Annotated in this window: 26 protein-coding genes; 13 read left to right on the plus strand and 13 right to left on the minus strand. The window is 45.7% G+C overall.

Annotated features, from left to right (window positions below; translation table 11 throughout):
* Positions 1-38: 38 nt before the first annotated feature.
* The 4 genes from MHI21_RS20730 to MHI21_RS20745 form a co-directional block, all read right to left on the minus strand.
* Positions 39-2,117 carry a penicillin-binding transpeptidase domain-containing protein gene (locus MHI21_RS20730; protein ID WP_341163170.1) on the minus strand — a complete coding sequence of 693 codons (2,079 nt, stop codon included), beginning with the start codon at positions 2,115-2,117 and terminating at the stop codon, positions 39-41.
* A 178-nt stretch (positions 2,118-2,295) separates the two neighbouring features.
* The gene (locus MHI21_RS20735) at positions 2,296-4,377 is read right to left on the minus strand and encodes a penicillin-binding transpeptidase domain-containing protein (protein ID WP_342418838.1); all 2,082 of its coding nucleotides are present in this window, start codon (positions 4,375-4,377) and stop codon (positions 2,296-2,298) included.
* Between the two features lie 20 nt (positions 4,378-4,397).
* On the minus strand, positions 4,398-5,549 hold the full coding sequence (locus tag MHI21_RS20740) for a transglutaminase domain-containing protein (protein WP_342418839.1): 1,152 nt from the start codon (positions 5,547-5,549) through the stop codon (positions 4,398-4,400).
* Positions 5,550-5,565: 16 nt separating this feature from the next.
* On the minus strand, positions 5,566-6,048 hold the full coding sequence (locus tag MHI21_RS20745; protein ID WP_342418840.1) for a hypothetical protein: 483 nt from the start codon (positions 6,046-6,048) through the stop codon (positions 5,566-5,568).
* Positions 6,049-6,271: 223 nt separating this feature from the next.
* Between MHI21_RS20745 and MHI21_RS20750 the strand changes: the two genes are divergently transcribed.
* From MHI21_RS20750 to MHI21_RS20760, 3 genes are all read left to right on the plus strand, one after another.
* Entirely contained in the window at positions 6,272-7,444 is a 1,173-nt protein-coding gene (locus tag MHI21_RS20750) for an MFS transporter (protein WP_342418841.1), read from the plus strand.
* Positions 7,445-7,585: 141 nt separating this feature from the next.
* The gene (locus MHI21_RS20755) at positions 7,586-7,696 is read left to right on the plus strand and encodes a YjcZ family sporulation protein (RefSeq protein WP_250240291.1); all 111 of its coding nucleotides are present in this window, start codon (positions 7,586-7,588) and stop codon (positions 7,694-7,696) included.
* A gap of 165 nt (positions 7,697-7,861) precedes the next feature.
* Entirely contained in the window at positions 7,862-8,206 is a 345-nt protein-coding gene (locus MHI21_RS20760; protein ID WP_029518206.1) for a toprim domain-containing protein, read from the plus strand.
* A gap of 87 nt (positions 8,207-8,293) precedes the next feature.
* Here MHI21_RS20760 and cyoE read toward each other — a convergent pair whose 3' ends face one another.
* Positions 8,294-9,238: a heme o synthase gene (cyoE, locus tag MHI21_RS20765; RefSeq protein WP_013311855.1), complete on the minus strand. Its 945-nt coding sequence runs from the start codon at positions 9,236-9,238 to the stop codon at positions 8,294-8,296.
* 203 nt (positions 9,239-9,441) lie between these two features.
* Here cyoE and MHI21_RS20770 point away from each other — a divergent pair, with 203 nt between their 5' ends.
* Positions 9,442-10,425 carry a metal-dependent hydrolase gene (locus MHI21_RS20770; protein ID WP_061829858.1) on the plus strand — a complete coding sequence of 328 codons (984 nt, stop codon included), beginning with the start codon at positions 9,442-9,444 and terminating at the stop codon, positions 10,423-10,425.
* Positions 10,426-10,680: 255 nt separating this feature from the next.
* Here MHI21_RS20770 and MHI21_RS20775 read toward each other — a convergent pair whose 3' ends face one another.
* Positions 10,681-10,902 carry an alpha/beta-type small acid-soluble spore protein gene (locus MHI21_RS20775; protein ID WP_013311857.1) on the minus strand — a complete coding sequence of 74 codons (222 nt, stop codon included), beginning with the start codon at positions 10,900-10,902 and terminating at the stop codon, positions 10,681-10,683.
* A gap of 121 nt (positions 10,903-11,023) precedes the next feature.
* Between MHI21_RS20775 and MHI21_RS20780 the strand changes: the two genes are divergently transcribed.
* Positions 11,024-11,191 carry a hypothetical protein gene (locus MHI21_RS20780; RefSeq protein ID WP_007431986.1) on the plus strand — a complete coding sequence of 56 codons (168 nt, stop codon included), beginning with the start codon at positions 11,024-11,026 and terminating at the stop codon, positions 11,189-11,191.
* A 43-nt stretch (positions 11,192-11,234) separates the two neighbouring features.
* Here the strand turns inward: MHI21_RS20780 and trpS are convergent, their stop codons facing one another.
* A complete protein-coding gene (trpS, locus tag MHI21_RS20785; protein WP_061829859.1) occupies positions 11,235-12,224 on the minus strand; it encodes a tryptophan--tRNA ligase in 990 nt (329 codons plus the stop codon).
* Positions 12,225-12,675: 451 nt separating this feature from the next.
* On the opposite strand from trpS, the gene MHI21_RS20790 reads away from it, so the two are divergent.
* A complete protein-coding gene (locus MHI21_RS20790) occupies positions 12,676-13,641 on the plus strand; it encodes an aldose 1-epimerase (protein WP_342418842.1) in 966 nt (321 codons plus the stop codon).
* A 90-nt stretch (positions 13,642-13,731) separates the two neighbouring features.
* Complete coding sequence (locus tag MHI21_RS20795; RefSeq protein ID WP_013311861.1) at positions 13,732-13,968, plus strand: alpha/beta-type small acid-soluble spore protein; 237 nt, start codon at positions 13,732-13,734, stop codon at positions 13,966-13,968.
* A 246-nt stretch (positions 13,969-14,214) separates the two neighbouring features.
* On the opposite strand, the gene MHI21_RS20800 is transcribed toward MHI21_RS20795, so the two are convergent.
* Both MHI21_RS20800 and MHI21_RS20805 read right to left on the minus strand, forming a co-directional pair.
* Complete coding sequence (locus MHI21_RS20800; protein ID WP_013311862.1) at positions 14,215-14,616, minus strand: hypothetical protein; 402 nt, start codon at positions 14,614-14,616, stop codon at positions 14,215-14,217.
* 261 nt (positions 14,617-14,877) lie between these two features.
* On the minus strand, positions 14,878-16,665 hold the full coding sequence (locus MHI21_RS20805; RefSeq protein ID WP_190299624.1) for a M3 family oligoendopeptidase: 1,788 nt from the start codon (positions 16,663-16,665) through the stop codon (positions 14,878-14,880).
* A gap of 97 nt (positions 16,666-16,762) precedes the next feature.
* Between MHI21_RS20805 and MHI21_RS20810 the strand changes: the two genes are divergently transcribed.
* Both MHI21_RS20810 and MHI21_RS20815 read left to right on the plus strand, forming a co-directional pair.
* Positions 16,763-16,933, plus strand: coding sequence for a YycC family protein (locus MHI21_RS20810; protein ID WP_342418843.1), 171 nt, complete (start codon positions 16,763-16,765; stop codon positions 16,931-16,933).
* Complete coding sequence (locus MHI21_RS20815; RefSeq protein ID WP_341163163.1) at positions 16,930-17,166, plus strand: hypothetical protein; 237 nt, start codon at positions 16,930-16,932, stop codon at positions 17,164-17,166. Before MHI21_RS20810 ends, MHI21_RS20815 begins: the two co-directional genes overlap by 4 nt.
* Positions 17,167-17,257: 91 nt before the next feature.
* Here the strand turns inward: MHI21_RS20815 and MHI21_RS20820 are convergent, their stop codons facing one another.
* Positions 17,258-17,968, minus strand: a complete 711-nt coding sequence (locus MHI21_RS20820) for a DUF2225 domain-containing protein (RefSeq protein WP_341163162.1) — start codon at positions 17,966-17,968, stop codon at positions 17,258-17,260.
* A 42-nt stretch (positions 17,969-18,010) separates the two neighbouring features.
* Positions 18,011-18,388 (minus strand): globin, encoded by a 378-nt coding sequence (locus MHI21_RS20825; RefSeq protein ID WP_023990208.1) that lies wholly within the window; start codon positions 18,386-18,388, stop codon positions 18,011-18,013.
* Positions 18,389-18,798: 410 nt separating this feature from the next.
* Between MHI21_RS20825 and ylbJ the strand changes: the two genes are divergently transcribed.
* Positions 18,799-20,097, plus strand: coding sequence for a sporulation integral membrane protein YlbJ (ylbJ, locus tag MHI21_RS20830; RefSeq protein WP_342418844.1), 1,299 nt, complete (start codon positions 18,799-18,801; stop codon positions 20,095-20,097).
* Positions 20,098-20,163: 66 nt separating this feature from the next.
* On the plus strand, positions 20,164-20,967 hold the full coding sequence (locus MHI21_RS20835; protein ID WP_013372943.1) for an NAD kinase: 804 nt from the start codon (positions 20,164-20,166) through the stop codon (positions 20,965-20,967).
* Positions 20,968-21,025: 58 nt separating this feature from the next.
* On the opposite strand, the gene MHI21_RS20840 is transcribed toward MHI21_RS20835, so the two are convergent.
* Both MHI21_RS20840 and lipA read right to left on the minus strand, forming a co-directional pair.
* Positions 21,026-21,874 carry a YutD-like domain-containing protein gene (locus tag MHI21_RS20840; RefSeq protein WP_342418845.1) on the minus strand — a complete coding sequence of 283 codons (849 nt, stop codon included), beginning with the start codon at positions 21,872-21,874 and terminating at the stop codon, positions 21,026-21,028.
* Between the two features lie 24 nt (positions 21,875-21,898).
* On the minus strand, positions 21,899-22,801 hold the full coding sequence (lipA, locus tag MHI21_RS20845; RefSeq protein ID WP_342418846.1) for a lipoyl synthase: 903 nt from the start codon (positions 22,799-22,801) through the stop codon (positions 21,899-21,901).
* Positions 22,802-23,048: 247 nt separating this feature from the next.
* Between lipA and MHI21_RS20850 the strand changes: the two genes are divergently transcribed.
* On the plus strand, positions 23,049-24,155 hold the full coding sequence (locus MHI21_RS20850; RefSeq protein ID WP_341163158.1) for a M23 family metallopeptidase: 1,107 nt from the start codon (positions 23,049-23,051) through the stop codon (positions 24,153-24,155).
* Between the two features lie 87 nt (positions 24,156-24,242).
* A complete protein-coding gene (locus MHI21_RS20855; RefSeq protein ID WP_341163157.1) occupies positions 24,243-24,812 on the plus strand; it encodes an IS3 family transposase in 570 nt (189 codons plus the stop codon).
* Positions 24,813-25,318 lie beyond the last annotated feature (506 nt).

The following is a 25,318-nucleotide window of genomic DNA, read 5'->3' on the forward strand; positions in this document are numbered from 1 at the left end:
ACCATGAAAAAGAGAAGCCCACAAAAGTATTCAAGTCCTTACTTGGCTGCAAGAGGCTTTTTAGGAGTACCATCTAGCCCGTAAACTTCGTCATACGCATCAAATATTTTACGCGCAACCGGTCCCGCGCTCGTCGCACCAAAGCCCCCTTCAGGAATGATGACCGCTACCGCCAGCTTCGGATTTTGACGCGGAGCAAAAGCGATGAACACCCCATTATCTTTAACCGTACGTCCTACCACCTGCTGGGAAGTCCCTGTTTTGCGGGCATAATCATAAGGAAATCCGTTAAAGGCTTTAACATCCGTAGCCATACCCCGAATCACTGTATTCCAGTACGTATCTGAAAAGGCGACCTCATTCAGCACCTGCGGCTTAAACTCACGTACGAGATTCCCCTGATCATCTACAATTTTGCTGACCAAATGAGGCTGCATACGCTTGCCCTTTGTTGCCAGTACAGTCGTATACTGGGCCAGCTGCATGGCCGTATACTTTCCCTGCTGACCAAAGGATGCCTGTACCAAACGTGTCAACGCACTTTCCTTTTTGCTCGTATACTCGAGTCTGCCTGCCCACTCGCCCGGCAGATCTACTTCTGTCGGTACGCCTAATCCAAATTCCTTCATATACTTGTCCCATACGTCAATTCCCTGATGCACCCCTGCATTACTTCCGTATTTGCCATACAGCGGCTTGCCGATCATATCTACCATAAACGTATTCGACGAGACCTCAATTGCCCTGCTAGGTGTCAAAGAACCATACACATGTCCGCTAGAATTCCCAACCCGGCTGGAGCGATTTTTGCCGTAGTACGCACTTCCCGTATCCAGATAAGTTTGTCCGGGAGAAAACAGGTTTTCCTTCAACCCGATCAGCACGGTTAGCGGTTTAATGGTTGAACCCAAAAGCACTGAGGATTCTGGATGTGGACCCGCTTTTCCGCTAGGCACGGATTTAATGGTTCCATTTCCCATTTTATGCTGAATTTCGTCATATACCGAAGGCGAGGTACTTCCACTTTTCCATACATTAGAGTCATAATCCGGCATACTGGCCATTGCCACGATATTTCCAGTCTCTACCTCCATCGCTACAGCGAAGCCAGTGGTAGCGTCTTGATGAAGCTTCCCCGATACGGCATGAGTATGAAGCCAGCGAAGCTGATCCATAATGGCCTGTTCGGTTTTCTGCTGAATTTCCTTGTTGATGGTGGAATATAAATGATGTCCTTTTTCAGGAGGAGTAATGGATTCAATGCCCTCTGGCATGCTGCGAGGATTGACCTCTACCGTTTTATATCCATTTTTTCCTCTCAGCTCGTCCTGGTACTGAAGCTCTAAGCCATCATATCCGACCGTTTCACTTTCCGAATACACCTGTGTCGGTCTTAGGACCTCCGAATTAGCTTCATAGAGCTCTTTATATTTGGGTCGGTTCGTTCGAGCTCCTTTGAACTTGTACATATATCCAATCGCTTGGACCGCCACCCGATCCGGGTCATAATGGCGTACACTTTCTTCTACAACCTCTACACCAGGAAACTCTGTCCGATGCTCCAGAAAATAAGCGATTTCCTCCCGACTCAGGTCGGATTTGACCAAACGCGGGGTAAATCCCCTATATTGATTATAGTCCGGGTCCAATCGTTTTTTTATTTCCTCTGCATTGAGCTGCTCTCCTTCGGTACGCCCCAGTTCGTTTAATTTGGCAGCAAGCTTGGTAGCAAAAGCATTGAGCTCAGGGAGCAGCTTTTCCCCTGGTTTGCGGTCTTTCTCCGTATGCTTGCTATAATCCTTAGATAAAGTTACATATAGGGACTGTACTGGAGTCGAATACGCCAGCTTAACCGTACCTGTGGAATCATAAATCGTGCCGCGACTCGGGACTAACGGGACATTTTTCGTATTTACGGATTGCTGCTGACTCTTCAGCTCGTCCGATTGTACAAACTGCAATACAGCTAGTCTGGTAATGATCAGGGCAAACAACACAAAAGCACTAAAAAACAGTAGGTTGGTTCGTAAAACCGTCCGTTTTTTTCGTGACTCTTCATCCTCTTCTTGATTTTTCTTTTTGAATGAAAACTTTTTATCTAAACTTCTTCTGTCCATATTAGCTGCATTACTCCTTCCAATAGGTTTCATATTCCCTGATCCTACCATATCTAAAACAATAAACGATGAATTCTAAGATGACAATTTTGTAAGAAAACGTAGAAAAGACATAAAAAAGCTTCCCTCAGCCCAAAGGCTAAGGGAAGCTTTCATGAAATGACATCGTATAAAAGGATTATGGCTGTTTGATTGCATTAGGATCGGTTGCTGTTTCATCCTTTTTCTTTGGAACACCGTCCAGACCGTACACTTCATCGTAAGCATCAAAGATTTTGCGTGCAACAGGCCCAGCACTCCAAGCCCCGAAGCCCCCTTCAGGAATAACAACCGCTACTGCAAGTTTGGGATTCTGACGTGGTGCAAAGGCGATAAATACTCCATTATCTTTCAATTCTCTTCCTACACTTTGCTGCGATGTCCCCGTTTTGCGAGCAAAGTCGTAAGGGAAACCTTTAAATGCGCTGACATCTGTTGACATCCCGCGTATAACTTCATTCCAATAAGCATCCGGAAATTTCACTTCATTCAGTACCTTCGGCTTAATTGTTTGAACTACATTACCGTTGGTATCTTTAATTTGACTGACCAAATGCGGCTCCATCCGTTTGCCCTTGGTAGCAATCATCGTTGTGTATTGGGCAAGTTGCATAGGTGTATATTTACCTTGTTGACCAAAGGATGCATATGCCAATTTAGAAAGTGCTGACTCTGATTTTTTCGTGTACTCCCGCCAACCCCGGAACTCACCGGGCAAGTCTACTCCAGTAGAAACACCTAATCCAAACTCCTTCATATAACGATCCCATACGTTAACGCCCTGGTCTTCTGCGGCATTGTTGATGTATTTGTTATATAAGCGTTTACCAACCATATCGACCATAAAGGCATTGGAGGAATGGCGAATAGCGGTTGCCGGGTCCATTGAACCGTACACATGACCAGATGAGTTGCGCACCCGTGAGGAGTTGTTACGTCCGAAATAAGCCGCTCCTGTATCTTGATAGTACGTATTTGTTGTAAACAGTCCTTCTTCCAATCCAATAAGAACGGACAGCGGTTTAATAGTGGATCCGAGAAGTACAGTAGAATCAGGGTGCTGTCCAGATTGGCCAGAGCCAACGTTCTTAATTGTGGCGTTTTGATACACATGTTCAATCTCTTTATATTTATCTGTGGAAATTGTACCCGTTTGCCAGTAATTCGCATCATAATCCGGCATGCTCGCCATGGCTACCACATTACCAGTATCCACTTCCATCGCGACAGCAAAGCCTGTTTTCGCATAAGGATGAGTCCTGCCAGATACAGCGTGTGAATGGAGCCATCTCAATTGATCCGTAATGGCTTCTTCTGTTTTGACCTGAATCTCTTTATTAATGGTGGAATAAATGTTATTCCCTTTTTGCGGAGGAGTAACAGAATCTACACCTTCCGGCATATTGCGCGGATCAATCGGAACCGTTTTATAACCATTTTTCCCTCGTAACTGTTCCTGATATTGAAATTCCAGCCCATCAAAACCAACAGATTCGTTATCCATATAAATGAGACCCGGGTCATCTTCAGCTGACATGGATTTTTGAATATTCTTATATTTATCCAACGTTTCACGTGCACTTTTGTAGCTTTTAATATAACCGACCGTTTGAACAGCTACTGTATCAGGATCATAATGGCGTACCGTTTCCTCGACCACATCTATTCCGGGAAACTCGCTCTTATGCTGCATAAAATAGGCGACTTCTTCTTTGCTGAGATTCGTTTTAATCAGACGCGGCGTAAAACCGCTAAATCGCTGATAGTTCCGATCCATAGCGTCCATAATTTGTTCTGCCGTCATTTTCGGCTCATCTTTATTACCATATTGGGCAAATCGATTTGCCAGCTTTTGTGTCATGTTTTCCAGCTCAGGCAACAGCTTTTTATCAGGCTTACGCGATTTCTCCACGTTGTCACTATAGTTCTTGGAGAGCGTGATATACAGCGATTGTACAGGTGTCGAATACGCCAGTCTGTTCTGTCCGGTTGAATCATAAATCGTTCCGCGAATCGGCGTAAGCGGTACATTTTTGGTAACATTACTGGCCTCCTGCTGCTTAAGCTGAGGTCCATCTACAAATTGAAGTATCGCTAGTCTTACAATAATGACCGTAAATATAATGAACGAGCTGAAAAAGAACAGATTGATCCGAAAGCTGAATCTTTTTCGATCAGACATCTCATTGTCTTTTCCCTGCTCGTTGTCTATCTTTCTCATGTGCCCTTTTCCACTCCTTCTTAAATCACTTTATCCTTGATATGTGTTTGGGCAAAACCAGGTGGATTAAACCAGTCCCCACTTTGCGCCCAGGTTGGGTCTAACGGTACCCACTGATCCTGTGCGCTCAAATACACTTCATTCCATGCGTGGGACCCGTATCCTCCCTGTCCGTTATAACCAAGCCCTGTCACCACCTTGACCTGTAATCCCTGCGAACGAGCCATCATCGCATACAGGCGGGCATAATCAATGCAGACTCCTTTACGTGTATCAAACGTATCTCTAGGGGTCTGTTCATGCCAGTCACCACGCTGCTCATAGGCTTCTACCTTACCAAAATCATAGCTAATACGGGTACCTACCCATTCATACAACGCTCTGGCTTTTTGCTCATCACCGCTCATCCCCTGTGTAATCTTGGCTGCAGCTTGATCGATATCGTTCGGAATTTCCCGGTCAATCATTTCGTATTTACGCTGCAGGATACCGTTTAATTCCTTGGTAACGGCCTGCGTAAATACGGGCAATTTATCCTTAATCAGTGTACCGGATAACGGCTCAATGACCGATTGCGCTCCCTGCTTATAAATCGGTGAAGCTTGGACGTAGCTGCTAAACCCGCTGTCTGGATACAGACTTACGCCGATGAATAGCAGGGCTATAACCATGATAGCGCGTGCTCCACCAATAAGAGTACCTATTCCAGCCCCTGCCACCCTGCTGAAAAAGCCTGATTTTTTTTCATGCTCATGGAAAGAAGAATCTGACTTGCCACCTACCATCAATACATAAATTGCACGTAGTACAAATTGGGCGATCGCATAACTGAGCATGAACAATACGGCGAACCGCAGCAGCGGAAAACCTTCTAACCCCGCCACCAACGTATAATAAAATTGCTCAATCCCGCTTAGTTCTCGTTGAGGCAAATGTTCCATATAAGTCGCCAGCCACTGTTGTACTTTTGGTGAAAGCCACATGGCTAACCCGAGCGAGCACAAAATACCCGCCACAGTCAGTATGCCATCTACAATAAGACTGAACAGCGCCCCTACAGATCTCGAAGCTCCTCGTCTCCAGCCCTGAATCAACGACAGCAGTACAATGACAATCAAAAACACCGTCACGCCATTCCAATGAAGAATAGGCTCCAGCCAGGATGGTTTCATTGTGTTCCTCCTGTCTCTACGGCGACTGTGGCGACTGTGTTACAGCCGAGCCTTTCGCACCTTCGATATATTTCTTGACGGTATCGCCCATACTCCACTCGCCCAGCGACATCCCCTGGAACCATACCTTGACCTTGTCACCATCAAATGGACCTTTCACTTCCAGGTTGGAACTGGTTACCGAAAACGTACCATCCGCGTTGGATGTGTATTGGGCATCCCGTCCCTCTTTGATCATCATGTTCAAAGCCTCGCTCTGAACCTTGTTAATCGCATCATCCTTTGCCTGAGTAACGACCTTGCCGACCTGTTCAAAGGAAATGCCACTGTAGATAAGCAAGCCTGCAATTACGACAATGACAATCAGCCATTTTACGAGAGTTCTTACAATCTTTAATATGACTAACAGTAGGACAAGCCCAATTAATATATACAGCCAGTTATCCTGAATGATCTGCCAATTATGTTCCAAAAACTCTGTCCAGACGCCCTTATCCATTTCGCTACACTCCCGTTTTCAACTACATCATTCAAATCACAAAATTGTCTCTGTAATTATACATGATTACGTGATGCCCTGTCAGCTTAGCTCTTTTACATACCTTGTTATTCAATTCTTGTCCATACAAAGTGGTCTATGTTCGTCCACTCCAGCGTACAACTTAGGAAGGGCCAATACGTGGTGCAACATGAAAGTTTACATTAGGGAAGGGGGTCATCCTATGAAAACAGCCCTCTGGCTGTATCTCTTTTTATTCATTGCCTTTTTCGATTTGCATGCACAATATCCTATTTTGACACCATTCGCCATCTCCCTCGGTGCAGCACCTACTTTTATCGGCTGGATGATGGGGATTTACTCTCTAACTCACCTGCCTGGTAATTTGATGGCCGGTCCCAAGGTCGACAAACACGGCAGCCGCCGATATATTATGTTTAGCCTAACAGCCGCAGGCATCATCCTCATCATTCAATCGTACATCCACACACCTTGGGAATTACTTTTTCTTCGTGCGATTAGCGGTTTTGTGTTGGCCTTTTTATCTCCGGCCTGTCTGGCCATGTTGGCACAGCTATCCGATCATCCAGTTACGCAAGGCAAATATATGTCGGGACACGGTGTCGTTCACACGCTCGCCTCTGTCCTGTCTCCAGCCGCCGGCGCATTTATCGTAGCCAGTTTCGGCTTTAGTGAGACATTTAGTTCCCTTGGCATCATTCTCGTAGTCACGGGGCTTATGGCTTATTTCACCTTGCCCAAAACAGCACCCGCTCCACAGGCCCAATTATCAGATGGTCATGCGACATCTGCTCCACTATCCGGGGTACAGAAGACGCGTTTACCATTCAATTGGCGTTACCTGCTCCTGCCTTTTGTTTTGGCGTGTGCACAAGGCATTTTATTTTACGAAATTCCATTACGGAATAACGGTTCTGCGTCTATGATGTCCACCGGATTGCTCTTTTCCATCATTAGTTTGGGAGCACTTTGCACGCTCAGTCTGCTGTTTCTGAACAAATATTCACCAATGGTGCGACTACTTTGTGGCATTATTTTGATGTCTCTAAGTTTTTACGCACTCGCCACCACGCCCGAAGCGGCGATTGGCATTATACTTTTTATTTTAGGAACAGCCAAAGGCATCATTTTTCCAGCGCTGGCCTCCCTTTTCATACGAATTGGAGGTGCGCGACTGGGCAAAACCTTTGCCCTGCAATCCATTGCAACGTCAATCGGCTCCTTTGCCGGGCCTGTACTGGCGGGTCAGCTTCCGGATCACATATCCCCTTTTTTTATCGCATTTCTGATTCTGATGGCTGGCCTGCTATTCGTTCCCGTTAAGCGATTATCTCCGACGCCGCCACTGTCTGCCTCAGGACCTTATCATTCCTAGCTAGTCTGAGACAGCGGTACGCTAATATGCTACCTTTAAAGCCCAAAATGTCGTTTCAGAGGACAAATGCACAGTACGCTATGCCTCTATCCACATAGACTATTTTGACTGAACATTCACTAACAAAGGGAGGTGCAGCCTGTGAGCCACTGTCATCCTGTAAACCCTTGTTCTGTTTTTGGAACTTCAACTGGCATCATTCTTGTTCTTTATATTCTGCTCGTCATCATTCTCCGTACTTGCTGGTTTTAATGTCTGAATTGCCCTAACATGTTGCCCCTTGTACCCATGCCTGCCACTTCTGGCAGGCTGTTTTGTTATTTTTTGCATGAGAACCCTATTTGGAGCTACACTATACACATATTCTTCATTTCCCGGGGAATTTCGAGCATATGTATCAGACAAGGGGTGAGCTAAATGGCGATAACCGTGATCGTCGAAGGGAAAAATGACCGCAGCAAACTTCGCCGATTACTTGACCCGGAGGTTCACATTTTATGCACCTTCGGCACACTAAACTCTATAAAACTGGAATCCCTCCACAAGCGAGCCAAGCACGACGAAATATATTTATTTATGGACAATGACAGCTCAGGGAAAAAAATAAGGGGTGTGCTTGCAGACTCTTTTCCAGATGCCTACCATATGTATACCCGCAAAGGATACGCTGGCGTAGAAGGGACTCCAGACGAATATGTGATCGCTCAATTGGAAAAAGCAGGATTGGAAGAATACATTATATACCCGCCACCTGTTCTTTAGTCTTGAAAATAACAAAAAAGCTGTCCTCAGGCCGCTTTTATGCCTGTTGGACAGCTATATGATGCACTATAAAATGCCTCTAAAATGTTAGAACTTATGAACCGTATCGACGATCATCAGCAAGAAGCTGAGTGTCAGATGGTTAATGGAAAAGAAAAATACTTTTTTGGCCCAGGAATCTGTTTCTTCTTCCTTAATCGTAAAACCTTTAAAGGCATAGAATGCCCACAGCACGGACAGTAACACGGACACGATCATAAAAATCATACCGGCATATCCATAAGCATACATAAGGATGGGTACCGGAATTAGCAATACAATATAAGGAATCATCTGGATCTTGGTCCGATGAATACCTTTTACGACTGGCAACAACGGAAATCCTGCTGCGCGATATTCCTCAACTCTGCGAATAGCAAGTGCCCAAAAGTGAGGAGGCTGCCATAAGAACAGGAGAGCGAATAAGAGCCAAGCGCCCATATCAATACGTCCCGAAGCGGCCACATAACCAATCACAGGAGGCATTGCACCAGAAATACCGCCAATGGATGTACTCCATGTAGACGAACGTTTTAACCAAAGTGTATAAATACCGACGTAGACGAACATACCAAGTAATCCCAGTAATCCTGCCTTTACACCAGAGAAGAAGAATAGAACAGCTAACCCGACAACACCCAAAATAATAGCGTATGACAACACCGTTGTAGGGGTCAGACGCCCTGTTGGCAGTGAGCGATTACGTGTACGTTCCATTTTCAAATCCAGCTCACGGTCAAAATAGTTGTTAAAAACACAAGAAGACGCCATAACCAGCATTGTACCTAAAAGTGTAAGAATTAGCTTTATATAATCAACGTCCCATTGCGATGCTAACCAAAAACCACCAAAGGCTGCAACCAGATTGGTACGAAGGATGCCTGGCTTGGTAACTGTAATAAAATCTTTCCAAGTGCCCGCTTTGCCGGGTGGTTTAGATTTTACAGAATAGGTAGCCGCATCCGAAGAAGTCTTATAACTTATATTATCCATTGTGAGTAACTCCCCCTTAGAGATGTATGAATTCGGGAGTAAGTTGAACTCCGATATAAATTTTATCATATACCTACCCCAAAAAGTTTGACAGAAAACGCACAAAACGTTCACAATTCCGATGGCAAATCGCCCCTGTTGATCGTTTACAGTAAATTTGGGTAGTAATAAGTACAGGAAACAATACAAAAGGAGCGACAGATATGGATACAGCCACACACTTTGTCATGGGAATCGGATTGGCCGGGCTGGCCTACACTGATCCTGTCGTCGCCGGAGATCCAAAGTTGGCCGCAGTCGTACTGCTCGCTACAGTCGTAGGGTCACAAGCTCCGGATTTTGACACTTTGCTTCGGTTGAAAAACAATGCAGCCTACATTCGCAATCACCGTGGACTGTCGCATTCAATTCCCTTCTGGTTGATATGGATCTTGTCCATAACAGGACTGATTTGCCTGATCTTCAGAGATGTGCCCCCAGGTCATGTAGCATTATGGGTAACGATTGCTGTCTGCCTGCATGTATTCACAGATTTATTCAATACGTACGGAACACAGGCATTCCGGCCGTTTACAAACAAGTGGATATCTTGGAATATCATCCATATTTTCGATCCCTTTATCTTTGGCACCCATGTTGCTGCGATTATGCTGTGGGTCACCGGATTGATTCCACCCGCTCCCTTATTTATTACGCTGTACGTTATTATTGGCCTATATTACATTTGGCGAACCTGGAGTCATTTTATAACCAGGAAAGCGGTACGTGATATGGACAATGAGCGTCAGGAGGGCGACATCTATTATATCATTCCCACCGTATCATGGAACCGGTGGCATGTGGTAAAAGCTCATCAGAATGGAAGTTATGACATTGGCGGTTTAAATGGCAAACACTTATTTTGGACGAAACATGCAATTCCATCCACACATCCTGCCGTAGAAGCATCCAAATCCTATCGCGATGTGCAGGCATTTCGCTATTTTTCCTCCTTTGCCGTTGCCGAGGTGGAAGAACTGGAATGGGGCTACATTGTGCGATGGGGAGACGTCAGGTACCGACACCGGAGACAATATCCATTCGTGGCTGTGGTCGCGATGGATAAGCAGTTCGGACTGATCAACAGTTATATCGGATGGCTCAGTGACGAAAAGATGCAAAAACGCCTTTCCCTGCATACGAATTAAAACTGCTTCCAAGCTAACAACCAGCCTTATGAACAAGAGACAGCAAGTTCCCCCTTAATCTGGGAGCTTGCTGTTTTTTTGGGTCTTTCGCGCCAAAAATCACATCTCATGAAAGCGCCCTCTTGACGAAGCGGACTTGCGTGATTCACAATGGTCATAAGCCATGCGTAAAAAAAATCCGGAGCATGATCGCTCCGGATTTTCTTCATCACAGTTGCTCATAATACAGCTTCCAAGATGGAGTGTTTATGTGTATTACTGCAAACGGCTGCTGCCCGACAAGGATTGTTCTGCTTGTTGGACCAGCTTTTTCGTGATATATCCCCCAAGAGAACCTGTTTCGCGGGAAACAACATTACCGAAGTAACCGTCCTGAGGGATGGTGATGCCAAGTTCTTGAGCTGCCTCATATTTTAATTGTTGTAAAGCGGCGTTGGCCTGCGGTACTTGCAGGTTGTTTGAACGACGTCTGCTCATATTTGAATCTCCTTTCAGTTCTTTGTGAGTGAGGTTCATTGCAAGCTTGCAAGATTATTATGGCTCGCTTACAACTACTTATTCCTGAAATTCAACATTCGAACACTGGAGGTTTTTACCAATGAGCAAAGGTTTATCCCTATGGTTCGCCGTTTCATCCATTGTCCTGCTGACCGCGGCCGCAATATCCATCAGTTATTCCGCATGGCTTGCCATTCTACTGGGGCTATTATCTGTCGGCAATATCGGCTGGGGTTTCGTGGTCAAAGCCCGACAACGCCGCTCCTAATCCAATCCTTTAAAAGGCCTAATCCGTTTCGTCTCAATATGCTTTAGCGTACACGTGGCAGAAAGCCCATGCGCTCTTTGACCGCAGACAGCGTGACTTCAGCCGCCTCTTGTGCACGCTCTGCGGATTGGGCTAAAATACGTCCAATCTCACCGGATTCCCGGATGTCGCGATAGCGTTGCTGAATCGGTTCAAGCATAGCTACAACGGTCTCTGCCAGTTCTTTTTTAAATGTTCCGTACATTTGACCTTCATAACGATCCTGCACTTCTTGGAGTGACAAACCGGAACACTGGCTGTAGATGCCCATCAGATTACTAATTTCAGGTTTATTGGCCGGATCATATCTAACCTCACTACCGGAATCGGTAGTAGCGCGGCTGATTTTCTTGCGTATGACTTTCGGTTCGTCTAGTAGCGCAATAAAGCTGCCTGCATTCGGATTGCTCTTACTCATTTTTTTGGATACATCATCCAGGGACATAATTCTCGCCCCTACTTCAGGGATATACGGTTCAGGAACAGTAAAATAATCTCCATAACGGTGATTAAAGCGACCCGCCAAATCGCGTGTCAGCTCCAGATGCTGTTTCTGATCGTCGCCTACCGGGACGAGATCCGCGTTGTAGAGCAAAATGTCAGCTGCCATCAACGATGGATATACGAACAGCCCTGCTCCTACAGAGTCCTTGCCTGCCGCTTTGTCCTTAAACTGAGTCATCCGTTCCAACTCGCCCATATTCGTCAGTGTTGTCATCAACCATCCCAACTCAGCGTGCTGAGGAACATGGGATTGTAAAAAGACATTGGATTTCTCCGGGTTAATACCTGCTGCGATAAATAATGCTGCTACCGCCTCCGACTGCTCACGTAATTGAGCCGGTTCCTGCGGTACGGTAATTGCATGAAGGTCTACGACCATAAAGTAACATTGATGATCCTCTTGCAATTTGACAAAGTTTTTCATGGCACCAATGTAATTGCCCAAAGTAAGTTGTCCGCTAGGCTGAATACCTGAAAGTACAGTTTTCATATTCTTCCTCCTCAGTATTTCAAAATTAGAACGCAAAAAGGCCCCGCATCCTCAAGGGACGCGAGACCGTGGTACCACCCTTATTCATTGCCGTCAACCTATTACTTGTCGGAGCTATGCTCCGTGGCTGCCTGCAATCTTAAAGCTCCGTTAACGGGGAGCAATCGGCCGTCATACTGAGGACAGTAAATTCCTGTTCTGTGCGGCACTCCAAGGTCCATTCAGCAGTGCAGGCTCACCGGTTCCCATCCACCACCGGCTTTCTGAAGAGCTTATGCGAAAGCTTACTTGTCCTCATCATCGCGTTATCCATGTCATTACTTTCTAAACTACATTAATGATAATTCCGCATAATGTTATTGTCAAATGACGATTGTGCCCTACGACCAAAAATCTGTTATCATAATGACACGAAGCTTCAACCGATTATAGTGGACAAAGGAGCATGGATATGAAACAGGTGACCAAAGAACACTGGAACGGTTACGACACGTATGTTTTACATAGTGGTGAACTGGAAGTTACGATGATCCCTCGCCTCGGGAATAATATTATTTCAGTGCGTGATCTGAAGCTCGACCGGGATATCGTACGTCGGCCCGGTGAGGAAGAATTGGCTTTCTATTTACAAAAGCCTTATCATTTTGGCTTGCCCATTTTGATTCCTCCAGGCCGAATTCGCAAGGGACAATTTGAGTTTGACGGTGTTCCTTATCAGTTCGACCGAAATACAGCCAATGACAATCATATACACGGTCTGCATCGTAATCAGTCCTGGCGCTGCAGTGATATTGAAGAGGATGAAGAAGGTTGCAGTGTTACTACCGAGCTTTTAACAGAAAGTGATCCGCACTGGATGGAACAATTCCCCATTCCTTTACGTCTGGAGATGACGTATCGCTTGCAGGGTGCTGTATTAAGTCAAACGCTGCGCGTAACGAATTTGGGCGAAAAAGCAGCCCCATTTGGCTTGGGATATCACACTTGGTTTATGGTGGACGGAGAACCTGAGCGCTGGCGTCTAAAGCTACCTGTGAACGGCGTATATGAGCAGGATGCTGAACAGCTACCTACAGGTATCATTACTTCGTTAGATGACTTGGAACAGCTCTCTTCGGGACTTTCTCTGAAAGGAACAAATCTAGACACTCTGCTGCGGGCAACGGATGGCCCTGCTGAAGCTCTTTTGACTCGTGACGACGGTTATCAAATCCGCTACATAGCAGATGAGCAATACTATAAGTATTGGGTTTTATATACCAAAGGTGAATGCGACCAGTATCTTTGCATTGAGCCTTATACATGTCTGCCTGATGCGCCCAATTCACCTGATCCTGTCGGGGGAGCCGGACTGATCCGTTTGGAGCCTCAGCAATCCATCGATCTCAAAACTCAGATTCATATCATATATCCGTAATTTTCCTCTAGTCACTTTTCTTCCTTCGGCGCATATTTTCATAACTCTGTCGCATACTAACCTCATCACAGCCGAAGGAGGTGACTACACATGAATGAAGCTAATCAAGGCAGAAGCCGTCGCAGTAACAACTTAGTTGTTCCTCAAGCCAACAACGCATTGCAACAATTGAAATATGAAGCTGCACAAGAGCTGGGCATCACCATTCCGGCAGATGGTTACTACGGTGACATGCCATCCCGTGAAGCTGGTTCTCTGGGAGGTTATATCACTAAACGCTTGGTACAGCTGGCCGAACAGCAATTATCAGGTCGTTCAGGTCAATAAGCGTCATTATTCCACATGAGCATTCCGTTCATCGTAATTTACCAAAATGCGTTATAACGGGCATATAACAAAGGCGGTCTTCCCTAGGAAGGCCGCCTTTTCTTTACTCTTTTTTTAAAATCAGGATTTTGCAAAATTCGATTCCAGTCGCTTCGAAGTGCAAGATATAGACGAACTAAACCATTTCGATCTATATCTTGTTCATTGGAAGTCGCTTATGGATTTGCAAAATCCTCATATTGATAATTATTCCGAATTAGCCGCTCGGTATGTAGGCTTGTTGTAGCGGATCATGAGATTCGCCATGTTGTAGTTGGACTCCAGTGTTGCATCTACCAAAATCGTTCCTTGTCTAATGGCAAAATCGAAAGCAATCTCACCATGAGTCCAGCTACGCTTATGATTTAGCGTTTCTAGAGCCATACGCCGAAAATCCTCCCGATGCTTTGCTGATAACCCCGGTTCTACTGCTGCAAATGTGCCCCCTTTACCTGCAAGCGGGTTATGGCGAATCCCAAATTTCCCAACTACATTGTTACGTATTTGTACAAATACGATACCTGACGACAAACCCGCCAGTTCATTATCCAGTTCTTTTAAAACGATATCCATCTGCCTTGCTAACGACAATTGACCTACTTCATCCATCACAAAAACCCTCCTATATACCTTATCAAGAAATAATTAATAGGTCTTACGGCTCAATTATATGCGAAGATTTTTAACCTTACAATCAAAACCAACATAATTGGGTATTTATAACTATTTTCTAAGTATATCCATCATTTTAAATTTCACCAACAGGTAATGTTAATTACACTTCGACATTTTGCGACTTTGTTCATCATCTTCTGCAAAAATAACAAAAAAGGCCTCCCTTATGGGAGACCTTTCAAAAGTGTAAATCTGTTATTTTGTCATTTGTAAAAATTGCTCAATATCCTGAACAGTAACTTGCGCAGCATTACGCCAGAAGTCAGCCTGTGTTAAATCGGTACCTAAGTGCTTGGAAGCCAATTCTTCGACTGTCATGCGACCCGTATCACGCAGCAAGGCATCATATTGGTCGGCGAAGCCGTCAGGATTTTCCTTCGCAAAAGCGTAAATTCCTGCACTGAACATATACCCGAATGTGTACGGGAAGTTGTAGAAAGGAGTGTTCGTAATATAGAAATGTAGCTTGGATGCCCAAAAATGAGGATGAGCCTCATCCAGGACACCACTAAACGCTTCACGCTGCGCTTGTTCCATCAACTCGCTTAATTGTTGTGCTCCCACAACTCCTTTTTTCCGCAGCTCGTAAAAACGGGTTTCAAACAGGAAACGAGCATGAATGTTCATAAAGAAGGCTACACCACGCTGAATTTTATCCTCCAGCAAAGCGACCTTCTCCTGACCCTCGGCAGCTTCCAGTAAAGCATCTGATACAATTAGTTCTGCCAGCGTCGATGCCGTCTCAGCTACGTTCATGGCATAGTTTTGATTCAATGGGTGCAATTCATTCATCACATGCTGATGATAACCGTGTCCGAGCTCATGGGCCAGTGTCGAAACGTTGGATGGTGATCCGGCATAGGTCATAAAAATACGGGTCTCTTTGCTCAGACGCAGAGATGTACAGAACCCACCCGGACGTTTGCCTGGACGATCCTCTGCTTCGATCCAGCTTTTCTCAAAAGCCATTTGGGCAAAGTCAGCCATTCTCGAGCTAAATTTACCAAATTGCTCAACAATCGTTACAGCAGCATCGTCGTAAGGGATTTTAGTAGTTGACGTCCCCAGCGGAGCTTCAACGTCATGCCAGGACAGCTTCTCTAAGCCCAGCAGTTTTGCTTTCCGCTCCAAGTATTTGACTACAATAGGCTTTGTTTCATTAATAACCTGCCACATCGTATCTAGCGTTTGTGCAGACATACGGCTGATTTCCAGCGGTTCCTTAAGCACATCTGTCCAGCCTCGTTTTTCATATAGCTTCAGACGAAAGCCTGCCAAATGGTTCAATGTATCCGCGCAATAGTCCTCTACCTGAGTCCATGCCTCTTCCCAACGTGCAAACACGTCTTTACGTACGCTGCGGTCTGCTTCATCCAGCTTATTAGCAGCCTGACCTACAGACAGGTTTACGATCTCGCCATTTTCTGGCACAGGGATCGTCATATTTTTGACAATGGTATCATAAAAGTCGCCCCAGCCATGGTAGCCATCCACTGCCAGATCCAATGCAAGGCTTTCCAGCTCAGGAGCCATTTTTTCACGTGCTTCGTTCCGATATTCAGTCAGGACAAAAGAAATCGGCTGGATAGCTTCGCGCTCCATCCATTTCTGCCAAATGTCTTCACTGGTTTGTGCCAGCAAGTTCTGGAAAGATACTAAAGCACTTTTCCCTTGGGCATACAGCGTGTTGACACGCGCCCCCAGTTGAACAGCCAGCTTGTCGTGCTGGTTTTGAGCAGTTAGACAAGAGACAAAGGAGCCCGCCTGCGACGCGCCATTAAACAGCTCCTGTATGCTATTCAGTACACTATCCAGACGCTCGGTGTCCAATACCGTTTGTGGTACTTTGGCTGCTTTAAGCTGGGATTGCAGTTGTTGGACCTTGCTCTCCATTTCTTCCAAAAATGCATGAAATGAGGCAGAGGAAGATCCTCCGCTAAAAATAGATTCCAGATCCCATGTTTGCTTTAACGGTGTTTTCATAATAGTTCCACCTTTCTTTTTTGGCGAATTCATGTGGTTTCATATACAATAAAGCTACATCGTGATAGTAAATCACTACAATTGGGAGGAAAACAGGATGAGACCCTTACAAATTTCGCCGGAAACGGCTGTGAAATTATCCGAAAAGCTCGGCATTCCGCTGGAACACCTTATGCATACACCCCAGCACATTTTGATGCAAAAGCTGGCCGAACTGGCTAAAGAAGAAACCGCTGACCCGAACGGCAGAGAATCGGACAAATCATGATCCCTTTTCATAAAACCTGGCCTTATGACATCGTCATGGGAGACGTTTATGTACAGTCTTGTCCGTTTTGCAACCATGATAATGTTTTGCTGCCCCTGAAGCCAAAAGAACTTAAGCTCATACACGAAGGTATGAAAAAGTTGCTTGTGTTTCCATGCTGCCATAACAAGGTTACTTTGGTGGATTGTGATGACGATTATTTGCTGTCAGATACCACATTGCGTCATCATTAATTCATGAGCAGTTGTAAGATAAGATAACCCGTTTTACAAACAAGGTGTGAACCATGAGCCTAAATCGGCCATAGTGCACACCTTTATTTCTTCAAGAGGAGCTTGCGTTTTGCATTTCCTCCGGCAGTTGGAAATTTTTAGCCAACATTTGTTCTCGCAGTACAGACCACTGTTCACGGGAAGCCCGGATCATGGCTGCATCCATAATCTTTTTGTCATTTATGACACGCGAAAACCAGCGTACTGCTTCGTGAAAGTTGCCTGTACGTCGATGCAGTTCACCAATCAGATAAAGCAGTTTGGCATTATTCGCCCCGACACCCTCCAGCTCATAGACCCGAACATACGAATCCAGACTAAATTTGAGAAAGCGAAGCTCCTGCTCCTCATTTCCCTGGTATCTGTACATCCATGCGATATGCTGTAATAGACTGGCTACTACGCGTTCCTTTTCTCCGATGACCTGGGCACAGAGTAAACCCAGTTTATACGTTTCTAATGCCTCTTCCCAGCTACGATGCCCGCCATATTCGCGAGACTGCCAGCGATTACCGATTTTATCCTTAAATATCTTGGTTTGCTGATCGCTTAACTGAACGGTAGAGTGCTCTGTCGAGGTAAATCCACAATGAGGACAGACCCTTACGACATAAAAATCCGGATTTTCATTCTTATAATAAGCACAAAAATCTGAATCCGTACGAATGGCCTTCTTTAGGCTTGGTCTGACACGGGATGTCTGAAATTCTTCTTCACAATGTGGGCAAGCGATTTTGATCTGATATAACGGTTCAAGTTCCAATGTTTTTACAACCCTCTCCAAAATTCGGCAATCCCCGAAAGCTTACGGGGTATTTACAAAATGATGCGCAGGACCAGACAAACGGTTAAGTATGATTGAACGAAGCGGCTCCTCAATGCCCGTATCCGTTAACGCACCTGCCATACAAGACAACCATGCCTCTGCTCGCTCCTCCGTTACGGGAAACTTCATATGTCTGGCACGTAACATCGGATGACCATATGCATCAGAAAAAAGAGACGGTCCTCCAAAAAACTGGCTCAGGAACATATACTGCTTTTCCTTAACCGGTTCCATGTCTTTAGGAAACAGGGGACTTAACAACGGATCTTTATAAACTCTCGGGTAGAAGGCCTCAATAATAGCACGAACACCTTCCGCACCCCCAAGGTTGTCATAAATGCTCAGGCTAGGATTCACTTTTCTCCAACTTTCTGTGCTATGGTAATAAATATACACCCGTATTATAACAAAAAACAAAAAATGACGCTAAAAATAAGCGTCATTTTATCAATTTAACATATGAAGAGGGTGTGCTTCGTTGCACACAGCTTCGTCATTCTATAAACACAACTAATAACTCCGCCAATCCTCTTCACCGGGATGGACGAGAGAGGCACGAATAACATACACAAAAGCACATACGAACAGACCGGCAACGATACTCATCCTGATCACTCCATCCTTAAGGTTATGGATCGTTGTTTTCCTATTTTAACATACTATTTACAAAAATACAGCATTAGATGTAACCGTTTTCTTTGATTTTTTGTACTCTTTGTCCATCCCCCACATAGGTATATTAGTACAACTCCAAAGGAGGGGCCTCTATGTCGCTATACCGTCGTTACTCACTTCCTCTGCTCATCCTTACACTGCTATTCTTATTTATGCTTATGGCTGTATACCCGCAATCTTCTCTGAATGCCGGGCTTCGGGGGCTTGCCATCTGGTGGGACGTGCTGTTTCCGTCTTTATTCCCGTTTTTCGTTATTTCCGAGCTTCTCCTCGGTTTCGGAATTGTTCATTTCATAGGTGCGCTGTTGGATCCGCTGATGCAGCCTCTATTCCGTGTACCTGGCTGTGGAGGTTTTGTCGCTGCGGTCAGCTGTGCATCCGGTTACCCGATTGGAGCTAAACTAACAGCCAAGCTGTGGGAGCAAAAATGGATCACACGCATTGAAGGAGAGCGTTTGGTTGCGTTTACGACTTCCTCTGATCCGATATTTTTGATCGGTGCGGTTTCCGTTGGCTTCTTCCATCAACCAGAAATTGCACTCGTACTGGGCGCGGCCCATTATGGTGGCGTGCTCATCATCGGGCTGCTTATGCGCTTTCACGGTTCCCGTTCAGGGGAAACAGATACTCGCAGCGACCGCCCTCAACCTACTCAAAAAGCTTGGTCGAAGTCCAAGAATACAAAAGCAGCAGATCGCAATAGTCAGCCTGGACCCCTACGCCAAGCATTATATGCCATGCATACAGCTCGTTTGGAAGATGGTCGCCCATTGGGTGAGTTACTTCGTCAGGCGATTACTTCCTCCCTACGCCTTATTATTGTCGTAGGAGGGCTAGTTGTATTCTTCTGCGTCATTTTAGAAGCTTTGACGAACTCCGGTTTAATGAGCGGGCTTCACCTGCTTACGGCAAGCCTATTGACTGCATGTGGTCTTCCTCCTACGTTAACGGAGTCCATCGTGGGTGGTATTTTCGAAGTCACTTTAGGAGCGCAAGCCGCAGGTGAAGCCACGACAGCGGCGTTACCATTCAAGGTAGCCGCAGCCGCTTTTGTTCTCTCCTGGGGCGGGCTGTCGGTTCATGCGCAGGTTGCAAGTATTTTAAATATGACAAATCTCCGCTATATGCCATTTTTGTTGGCCCGGGCTGCGCACGGCATCATCTCAGCACTGCTAGCTCTCGTGTTATGGCGGCCTCTGATGGGACAGGGAAGCTCTCCCGTCTTTTCTCCAATATACGACATCGCGTGGTCTCCTGGCTTCTCGTCCGCCATGCTGTTGCAAAGTCTGCTAGTTCTTGTCTTTATACTGGCTGGAATGCTTAGTCTCTCATGGTTGAGTGTGGGTACAAGTCGCTTATACGTACGTTTGAGAAGAACACACAGGCAATGAACGATTGTGTTCTTGCTCATAATTGATTATGATCGATATATACCCATGACAAAGGAGCTTTTCATCTTGAGATATTATGTTCTGGATCGCGGGGATCAGCACTCCATGGACTTGAGTCAGCAATTTCACCGTCTTGCCCAAGAAAAGAATTTCAAGCTGGATGCCGAATCGCCGGAAATCGTCGTGTCTATTGGAGGCGATGGTACGATGCTTCATGCGTTTCATACCTTCATCGACCGCATTCCGGATATTGCCTTTGTTGGTGTACATACCGGTCATCTGGGCTTTTATGCTGATTGGCGTGCGGACGAGCTGGAGGAGCTAATCCACCTGATGAGCCAAAGCGGATCTGAGGGACCGCTTAACCCGAGAATCGTTAAGTATCCACTGATTGAGTTGGAAATTCACAAGAAGTCAGGCAATGCTTCTTTTATTGCCTTGAATGAGTTTACGTTAAAAGGGGTGGATGGCACTGTCGTTGCCCAAGTGGATATTAACGATATCACCTTTGAAATGTTTCGCGGTGACGGTATATGTGTTTCTACCCCCTCAGGAACGACCGCCTATAATAAAGCACTTGGCGGAGCTATGGTTCACCCCACCATTGAAGCATTGCAATTGACTGAGATCGCTTCCATTAATAACCGCGTGTATCGGACACTGGGATCGCCATTGCTACTGCCCAAACACCATCATTGTGATATTTTTTCACGGAAAGATCAGCGTCTTTTATTGACAGTAGATCACCTGAACTTTCCTGTCGATGACTTAATCTCTGTTCGATGTCAGGTCGCAAGTCAGAAGATCAGCTTCGCTCGTTACCGTCCTTTCCCATTTTGGGATCGAGTACGCAACGCTTTTCTTAATTAGAACCTATAAAAGAGCCGAATTCGGCTCTTTTTTTACAAACAAAACGGTTCCTGAAAATTCAGGAACCGTTTTGTTGTGGAGCTGTAAATGATTTATTCTTTTTACCCTCAGCTCTTTCGGCTTTAGCAGCTGGCTGGGTCTGACGCTGGACCTCAGGTTCACGAGAGACACGAACTTGCCGTCCCTCCCGATTTTCCTTTGATTGACGCTCATAGCGTGGTCCACGCGATTCCTTTTTATCGAAACTTCCCTGCTGATTGCGCTGTCTACGTGGTTCACGGGTTTGCTGCCCTTCACCCGGATTCCGTCCATCCTTTGCTTCACGTCTTTCTCTGGATGGACGACTTTCCCGAGCTTCACGCGGCTGTCGTTCACGTACTTCCTGGGCATCCTTCGGTTCCCGACGTTGCATCTCACGTGGTTCTCGGGATTCTCGAGGCTGCTCCACTCGCGATTCCTCCGTAGCTGTGGAATCCTGCTGTGGTTGCGGCCACTCCTGTTCTCCAGCTGTATGTTGCAATACTTCTTGCTGCTCTTCGGGTTCTAACGTTCCCGCTTGTTCCCTTTGAGCATCTACCAACTGCTGAATATCTGGAGCAATGATTTCATCATTGGCGCCGTTTTTATTAACCAATTCACGGCTTTTTTGCAACACAAAATAGGCGCAGCCAAAATTGCAGTATTCATTAATGTAATCGTCCAGTACCACTATAGATGTATCCTTATTTGCTTTGGGATGGCCGTCTCGATAAAAGCCCTTCAGACGTAGCTGATTGTAACCCCAATCACCAATAATGTAGTCATAGCGATCCAGCACTTCACTATACCGATCACGAAACGCTTCGGGATTCCATCCGTTCTTGTGATCCTGCAACAATTCATAGTTTTTACCACCGATTTGAAACAAGCTATTCTGACCGCCTTTCCCGGATCAAGCCTGCGAAAGGGCGCTTTCTTCCTTATGCTGAGCGGCTGACTTCACCTGCTCATGCGCTTGGTAGGAGCTGCGGACCAACGGTCCAGATTCGACGTGACTGAATCCCCGCTGTAATCCCTCTTCCTTTAACTTCGCAAAATCTTCCGGTGGATAATATTTTTGCACATATAAATGTTTCTCGGACGGCTGCAAATATTGACCAATTGTCAGAATGTCACAATCGACTTTACGCAGATCATCCATGGCTTGTAAGATCTCGTCCCACTCTTCCCCTACACCTAGCATGATGCTTGATTTCGTTGGAATAGCCGGATTTAATTGCTTCGCACGTTGAAGCAGCTCCAGAGAGCGACGGTATTTCGCTTTAGCCCGAACCTTGTCGGACATGCGCTCCACCGTTTCAATATTATGATTCAGAATATCTGGTTTGGCATCCATGACGATTCGCAGCGATTCAATATCGCCCATAAAATCGGGAATCAATACTTCTACACTGCAAAAAGGTAATCGGCCGCGAATCGCACGAACCGTTTCTGCAAATATAGTAGCGCCCCCATCTTTTAAATCGTCGCGAGCCACACTGGTTACGACACAGTGCTTCAAATTCATGTTCCCTGCCGCTTCCGCGACGCGATCAGGCTCCTGCAAGTCCAGTTCCGTAGGCATTCCCGTATTTACTGCGCAAAAACGACACGCACGCGTACAAATATCACCCAAAATCATAAATGTAGCTGTCCTATTGGCCCAGCATTCATATATATTAGGGCATCGTGCCTCCTCACATACGGTATGTAATGTCTTGGAACGCATCATGCTCTTGATTTCCTGATAGTTATCGCCTGTCGTAAGTTTAATACGAATCCAGTCGGGCTTAGCTTCCTTTACTTTTCTAGACAATGGCATAGACCTTCTTTCTGATAAGCTTAAGCTGTCATTGCCATACATTATAACATGAAAGCCATGGAAAAACCTCCATTCATTGTTCCCTTTTTGATATGACATTGATGCCGGAAAAAGTAAACTCTTTACATGGATAAAAGCGGCGGATATGGCTCAATCTAAACAAAAGCGCCCCTTTCACGTTATTGAATACGGGCCTAGAATTTATCGGGCGATTAAGCCCTTCTATAGGAGGTCGGTTCACGTGCCTTACCCTACGCGGACAGCCCGAGCTGTTCGTTTGTTATCGCTGCTGTTATGCGCTACTACACTGACAACGGCCTGTCCGCTTCCTGCTCGTGCCTTTGCCAATCACTTACAGTCCTCGTCCGCCAGAAGTAGCCTGACCGCAAATGTAGATGCTTCACATGCTCAGTCTTCGTCGTATACGTCCAGGCTAGCTTTATATCATTCCATCGAAGCCCTGACTGGAGTTCCTTGGTACAGGCTGGCTGCCATCGACCAGTATGAACGCACACTTACAGTGGCCCATCCCAGGGATCGGAAGCATGCGGAACGGATCATAGGTATTTTCATCACGGGACCAGTCTGGTCCGGCCTGATGAACCCTGATTCGGAGGATCAAAATCCGCGTTCCATTGAACTATTTTCCGGGCTGGGACAAGACGGTTCGGGTGATGGAATCGCTGACCGTAATAATGACAAGGATCTGCTGTTCAGCATCGCATCTTATCTCGGAAAGTATGGAAACAACGAGGATGAATTTGGTATTGCCGTTTGGGAATATTACCATAACAGCCGCGCAGTTCAAAGAGTTCAGCAGTTTGCTAAGCTGTATCGGACGTATGGCAAGCTGGATCTGGGCAGTCAAGCTTTCCCCCTTCCTTTAGGCAGCATTTATAGCTACCGCAGCACATGGGGAAGCCGTCGCAGCTGGGGCGGCTACCGGATACATGAAGGAACTGATCTGTTTGCTGGCTATGGAGTTCCAGTTCGCAGTACCTGCTACGGTGTAGTTGAAATGAAGGGCTGGAATCCCTTCGGCGGATGGCGAATCGGGATTCGAGATCTCAACAACCGCTATCACTACTATGCGCATCTTTCCGGCTTTGACAAAACCGTCCACAACGGAGACATCGTTACACCCGGCCAGACGGTTGGCTGGGTCGGAAGCTCGGGCTATGGAAAACCCGGTACCCAAGGCAAGTTTCCACCGCATCTGCACTATGGTATATATCGGGACAATGGTTGGGCAGATTGGTCCTTTGACCCGTATCCGTTATTAAGACAGTGGGAGCAGTCCGAACGCAAAGCGCTCAAAAAAGGAAAAATAAAAGGGACCTCCTCATGATATGATCCCCTCATAGTGGACAGAAAAAAGCAGGCACATTACTCTGTCTATTATGGGGGGATTTTATATGGGGAAAATTAGAAAAACGTGGAAAGGAAGCAGTTCATTTCCACCAAACAGCGCGAGGACGAACAGATCAAAATGAAGATTGCGGAGTGCTGTAGAGAAGTCAGAGGAATTTACGGATATCGACGGGTCAAAGTATGGATCAAGAAGAAATACGGACAGACCGTAAACCACAAACGAGTCCAGCGCTTGATGAACGAGATGGGAATCCAAGCGGTCATCCGCAAGAAAAAGCCTTATTACGGCAAAAAAGAAGCATATGTCATTTCAAGTAATCTTCTGAATAGGGATTTCCACGCTGCAAGACCCAACGAGAAATGGGTCACCGATATCACCTATCTCATATTTAATGGACAGAAACTGTACCTATCCGCCATTAAAGACCTGTATAACAACGAGATCATCGCCTATCAGATCAGTCGTAGAAATGACTTGAAGCTTGTGATGGAGTGTTTTGATCGCTACACTTTCCGAACAGGTGCCGAAGTGAAACATGCTGTCCAACGTTATATCCATTTCTACAACTACCAACGTTTTCAACAAAAATTAAACAACCTAAGCCCGTATGAGTATCGGACTCAGGTTGCTTAATGTTGCTTTTTAATTACTGTCTACTTGAGCATTTTCGCATATTGCTATGTTTGGGAAACTGTTATCTTTCATTTATTCGATTTCGTTCCATTGAGGCGAACAAGATTAGCAACTCGAATAATTATCTTCTAAAATCTCCAAGGCTACTCTTGATTGCTTTTACTTCACCAGTTCCAAGAGTACGCAATATATCATTTCGTTCCTAATACCTCTTGCATTTGCAGCCTTGAAAACTTGCCTATTATCCAATCAGAATCAATTTCTGAAGAATAGCGTCGTTGGACTCCAGGTAAACGTAAACGTAGTCTTGGACAAAAGCTCTAATATCCTCGGCTACGTAGGCAATAAGATCCGTTATACGATGACAGCTACTTATAGATTTACCCTAATTCGATTGTACGCCCAACTACACTCTCGCAGACAACAGTCTCTTTCGTTGTTTCTTTGCGATGGAAAATCCCCCCCAGCTCCTCCTACTTGATAACGATTCTTCAAACGTTGAACCT

It is taken from the genome of Paenibacillus sp. FSL H8-0168 (genome assembly GCF_038592955.1).
Taxonomy (GTDB): domain Bacteria; phylum Bacillota; class Bacilli; order Paenibacillales; family Paenibacillaceae; genus Paenibacillus; species Paenibacillus polymyxa_B.

Excerpts from the sequence above, each read along its gene's own strand:
- MHI21_RS20730 (WP_341163170.1), bottom strand. The coding sequence starts at position 2,117 with ATGGACAGAAGAAGTTTAGATAAAAAGTTTTCATTCAAAAAGAAAAAT.
- MHI21_RS20735 (WP_342418838.1), bottom strand. The coding sequence starts at position 4,377 with ATGAGAAAGATAGACAACGAGCAGGGAAAAGACAATGAGATGTCTGAT.
- MHI21_RS20740 (WP_342418839.1), bottom strand. The coding sequence starts at position 5,549 with ATGAAACCATCCTGGCTGGAGCCTATTCTTCATTGGAATGGCGTGACG.
- MHI21_RS20745 (WP_342418840.1), bottom strand. The coding sequence starts at position 6,048 with ATGGATAAGGGCGTCTGGACAGAGTTTTTGGAACATAATTGGCAGATC.
- MHI21_RS20750 (WP_342418841.1), top strand. The coding sequence starts at position 6,272 with ATGAAAACAGCCCTCTGGCTGTATCTCTTTTTATTCATTGCCTTTTTC.
- MHI21_RS20760 (WP_029518206.1), top strand. The coding sequence starts at position 7,862 with ATGGCGATAACCGTGATCGTCGAAGGGAAAAATGACCGCAGCAAACTT.
- cyoE (WP_013311855.1), bottom strand. The coding sequence starts at position 9,238 with ATGGATAATATAAGTTATAAGACTTCTTCGGATGCGGCTACCTATTCT.
- MHI21_RS20770 (WP_061829858.1), top strand. The coding sequence starts at position 9,442 with ATGGATACAGCCACACACTTTGTCATGGGAATCGGATTGGCCGGGCTG.
- MHI21_RS20775 (WP_013311857.1), bottom strand. The coding sequence starts at position 10,902 with ATGAGCAGACGTCGTTCAAACAACCTGCAAGTACCGCAGGCCAACGCC.
- MHI21_RS20780 (WP_007431986.1), top strand. The coding sequence starts at position 11,024 with ATGAGCAAAGGTTTATCCCTATGGTTCGCCGTTTCATCCATTGTCCTG.
- trpS (WP_061829859.1), bottom strand. The coding sequence starts at position 12,224 with ATGAAAACTGTACTTTCAGGTATTCAGCCTAGCGGACAACTTACTTTG.
- MHI21_RS20790 (WP_342418842.1), top strand. The coding sequence starts at position 12,676 with ATGAAACAGGTGACCAAAGAACACTGGAACGGTTACGACACGTATGTT.
- MHI21_RS20795 (WP_013311861.1), top strand. The coding sequence starts at position 13,732 with ATGAATGAAGCTAATCAAGGCAGAAGCCGTCGCAGTAACAACTTAGTT.
- MHI21_RS20800 (WP_013311862.1), bottom strand. The coding sequence starts at position 14,616 with ATGGATGAAGTAGGTCAATTGTCGTTAGCAAGGCAGATGGATATCGTT.
- MHI21_RS20805 (WP_190299624.1), bottom strand. The coding sequence starts at position 16,665 with ATGAAAACACCGTTAAAGCAAACATGGGATCTGGAATCTATTTTTAGC.
- MHI21_RS20810 (WP_342418843.1), top strand. The coding sequence starts at position 16,763 with ATGAGACCCTTACAAATTTCGCCGGAAACGGCTGTGAAATTATCCGAA.
- MHI21_RS20815 (WP_341163163.1), top strand. The coding sequence starts at position 16,930 with ATGATCCCTTTTCATAAAACCTGGCCTTATGACATCGTCATGGGAGAC.
- ylbJ (WP_342418844.1), top strand. The coding sequence starts at position 18,799 with ATGTCGCTATACCGTCGTTACTCACTTCCTCTGCTCATCCTTACACTG.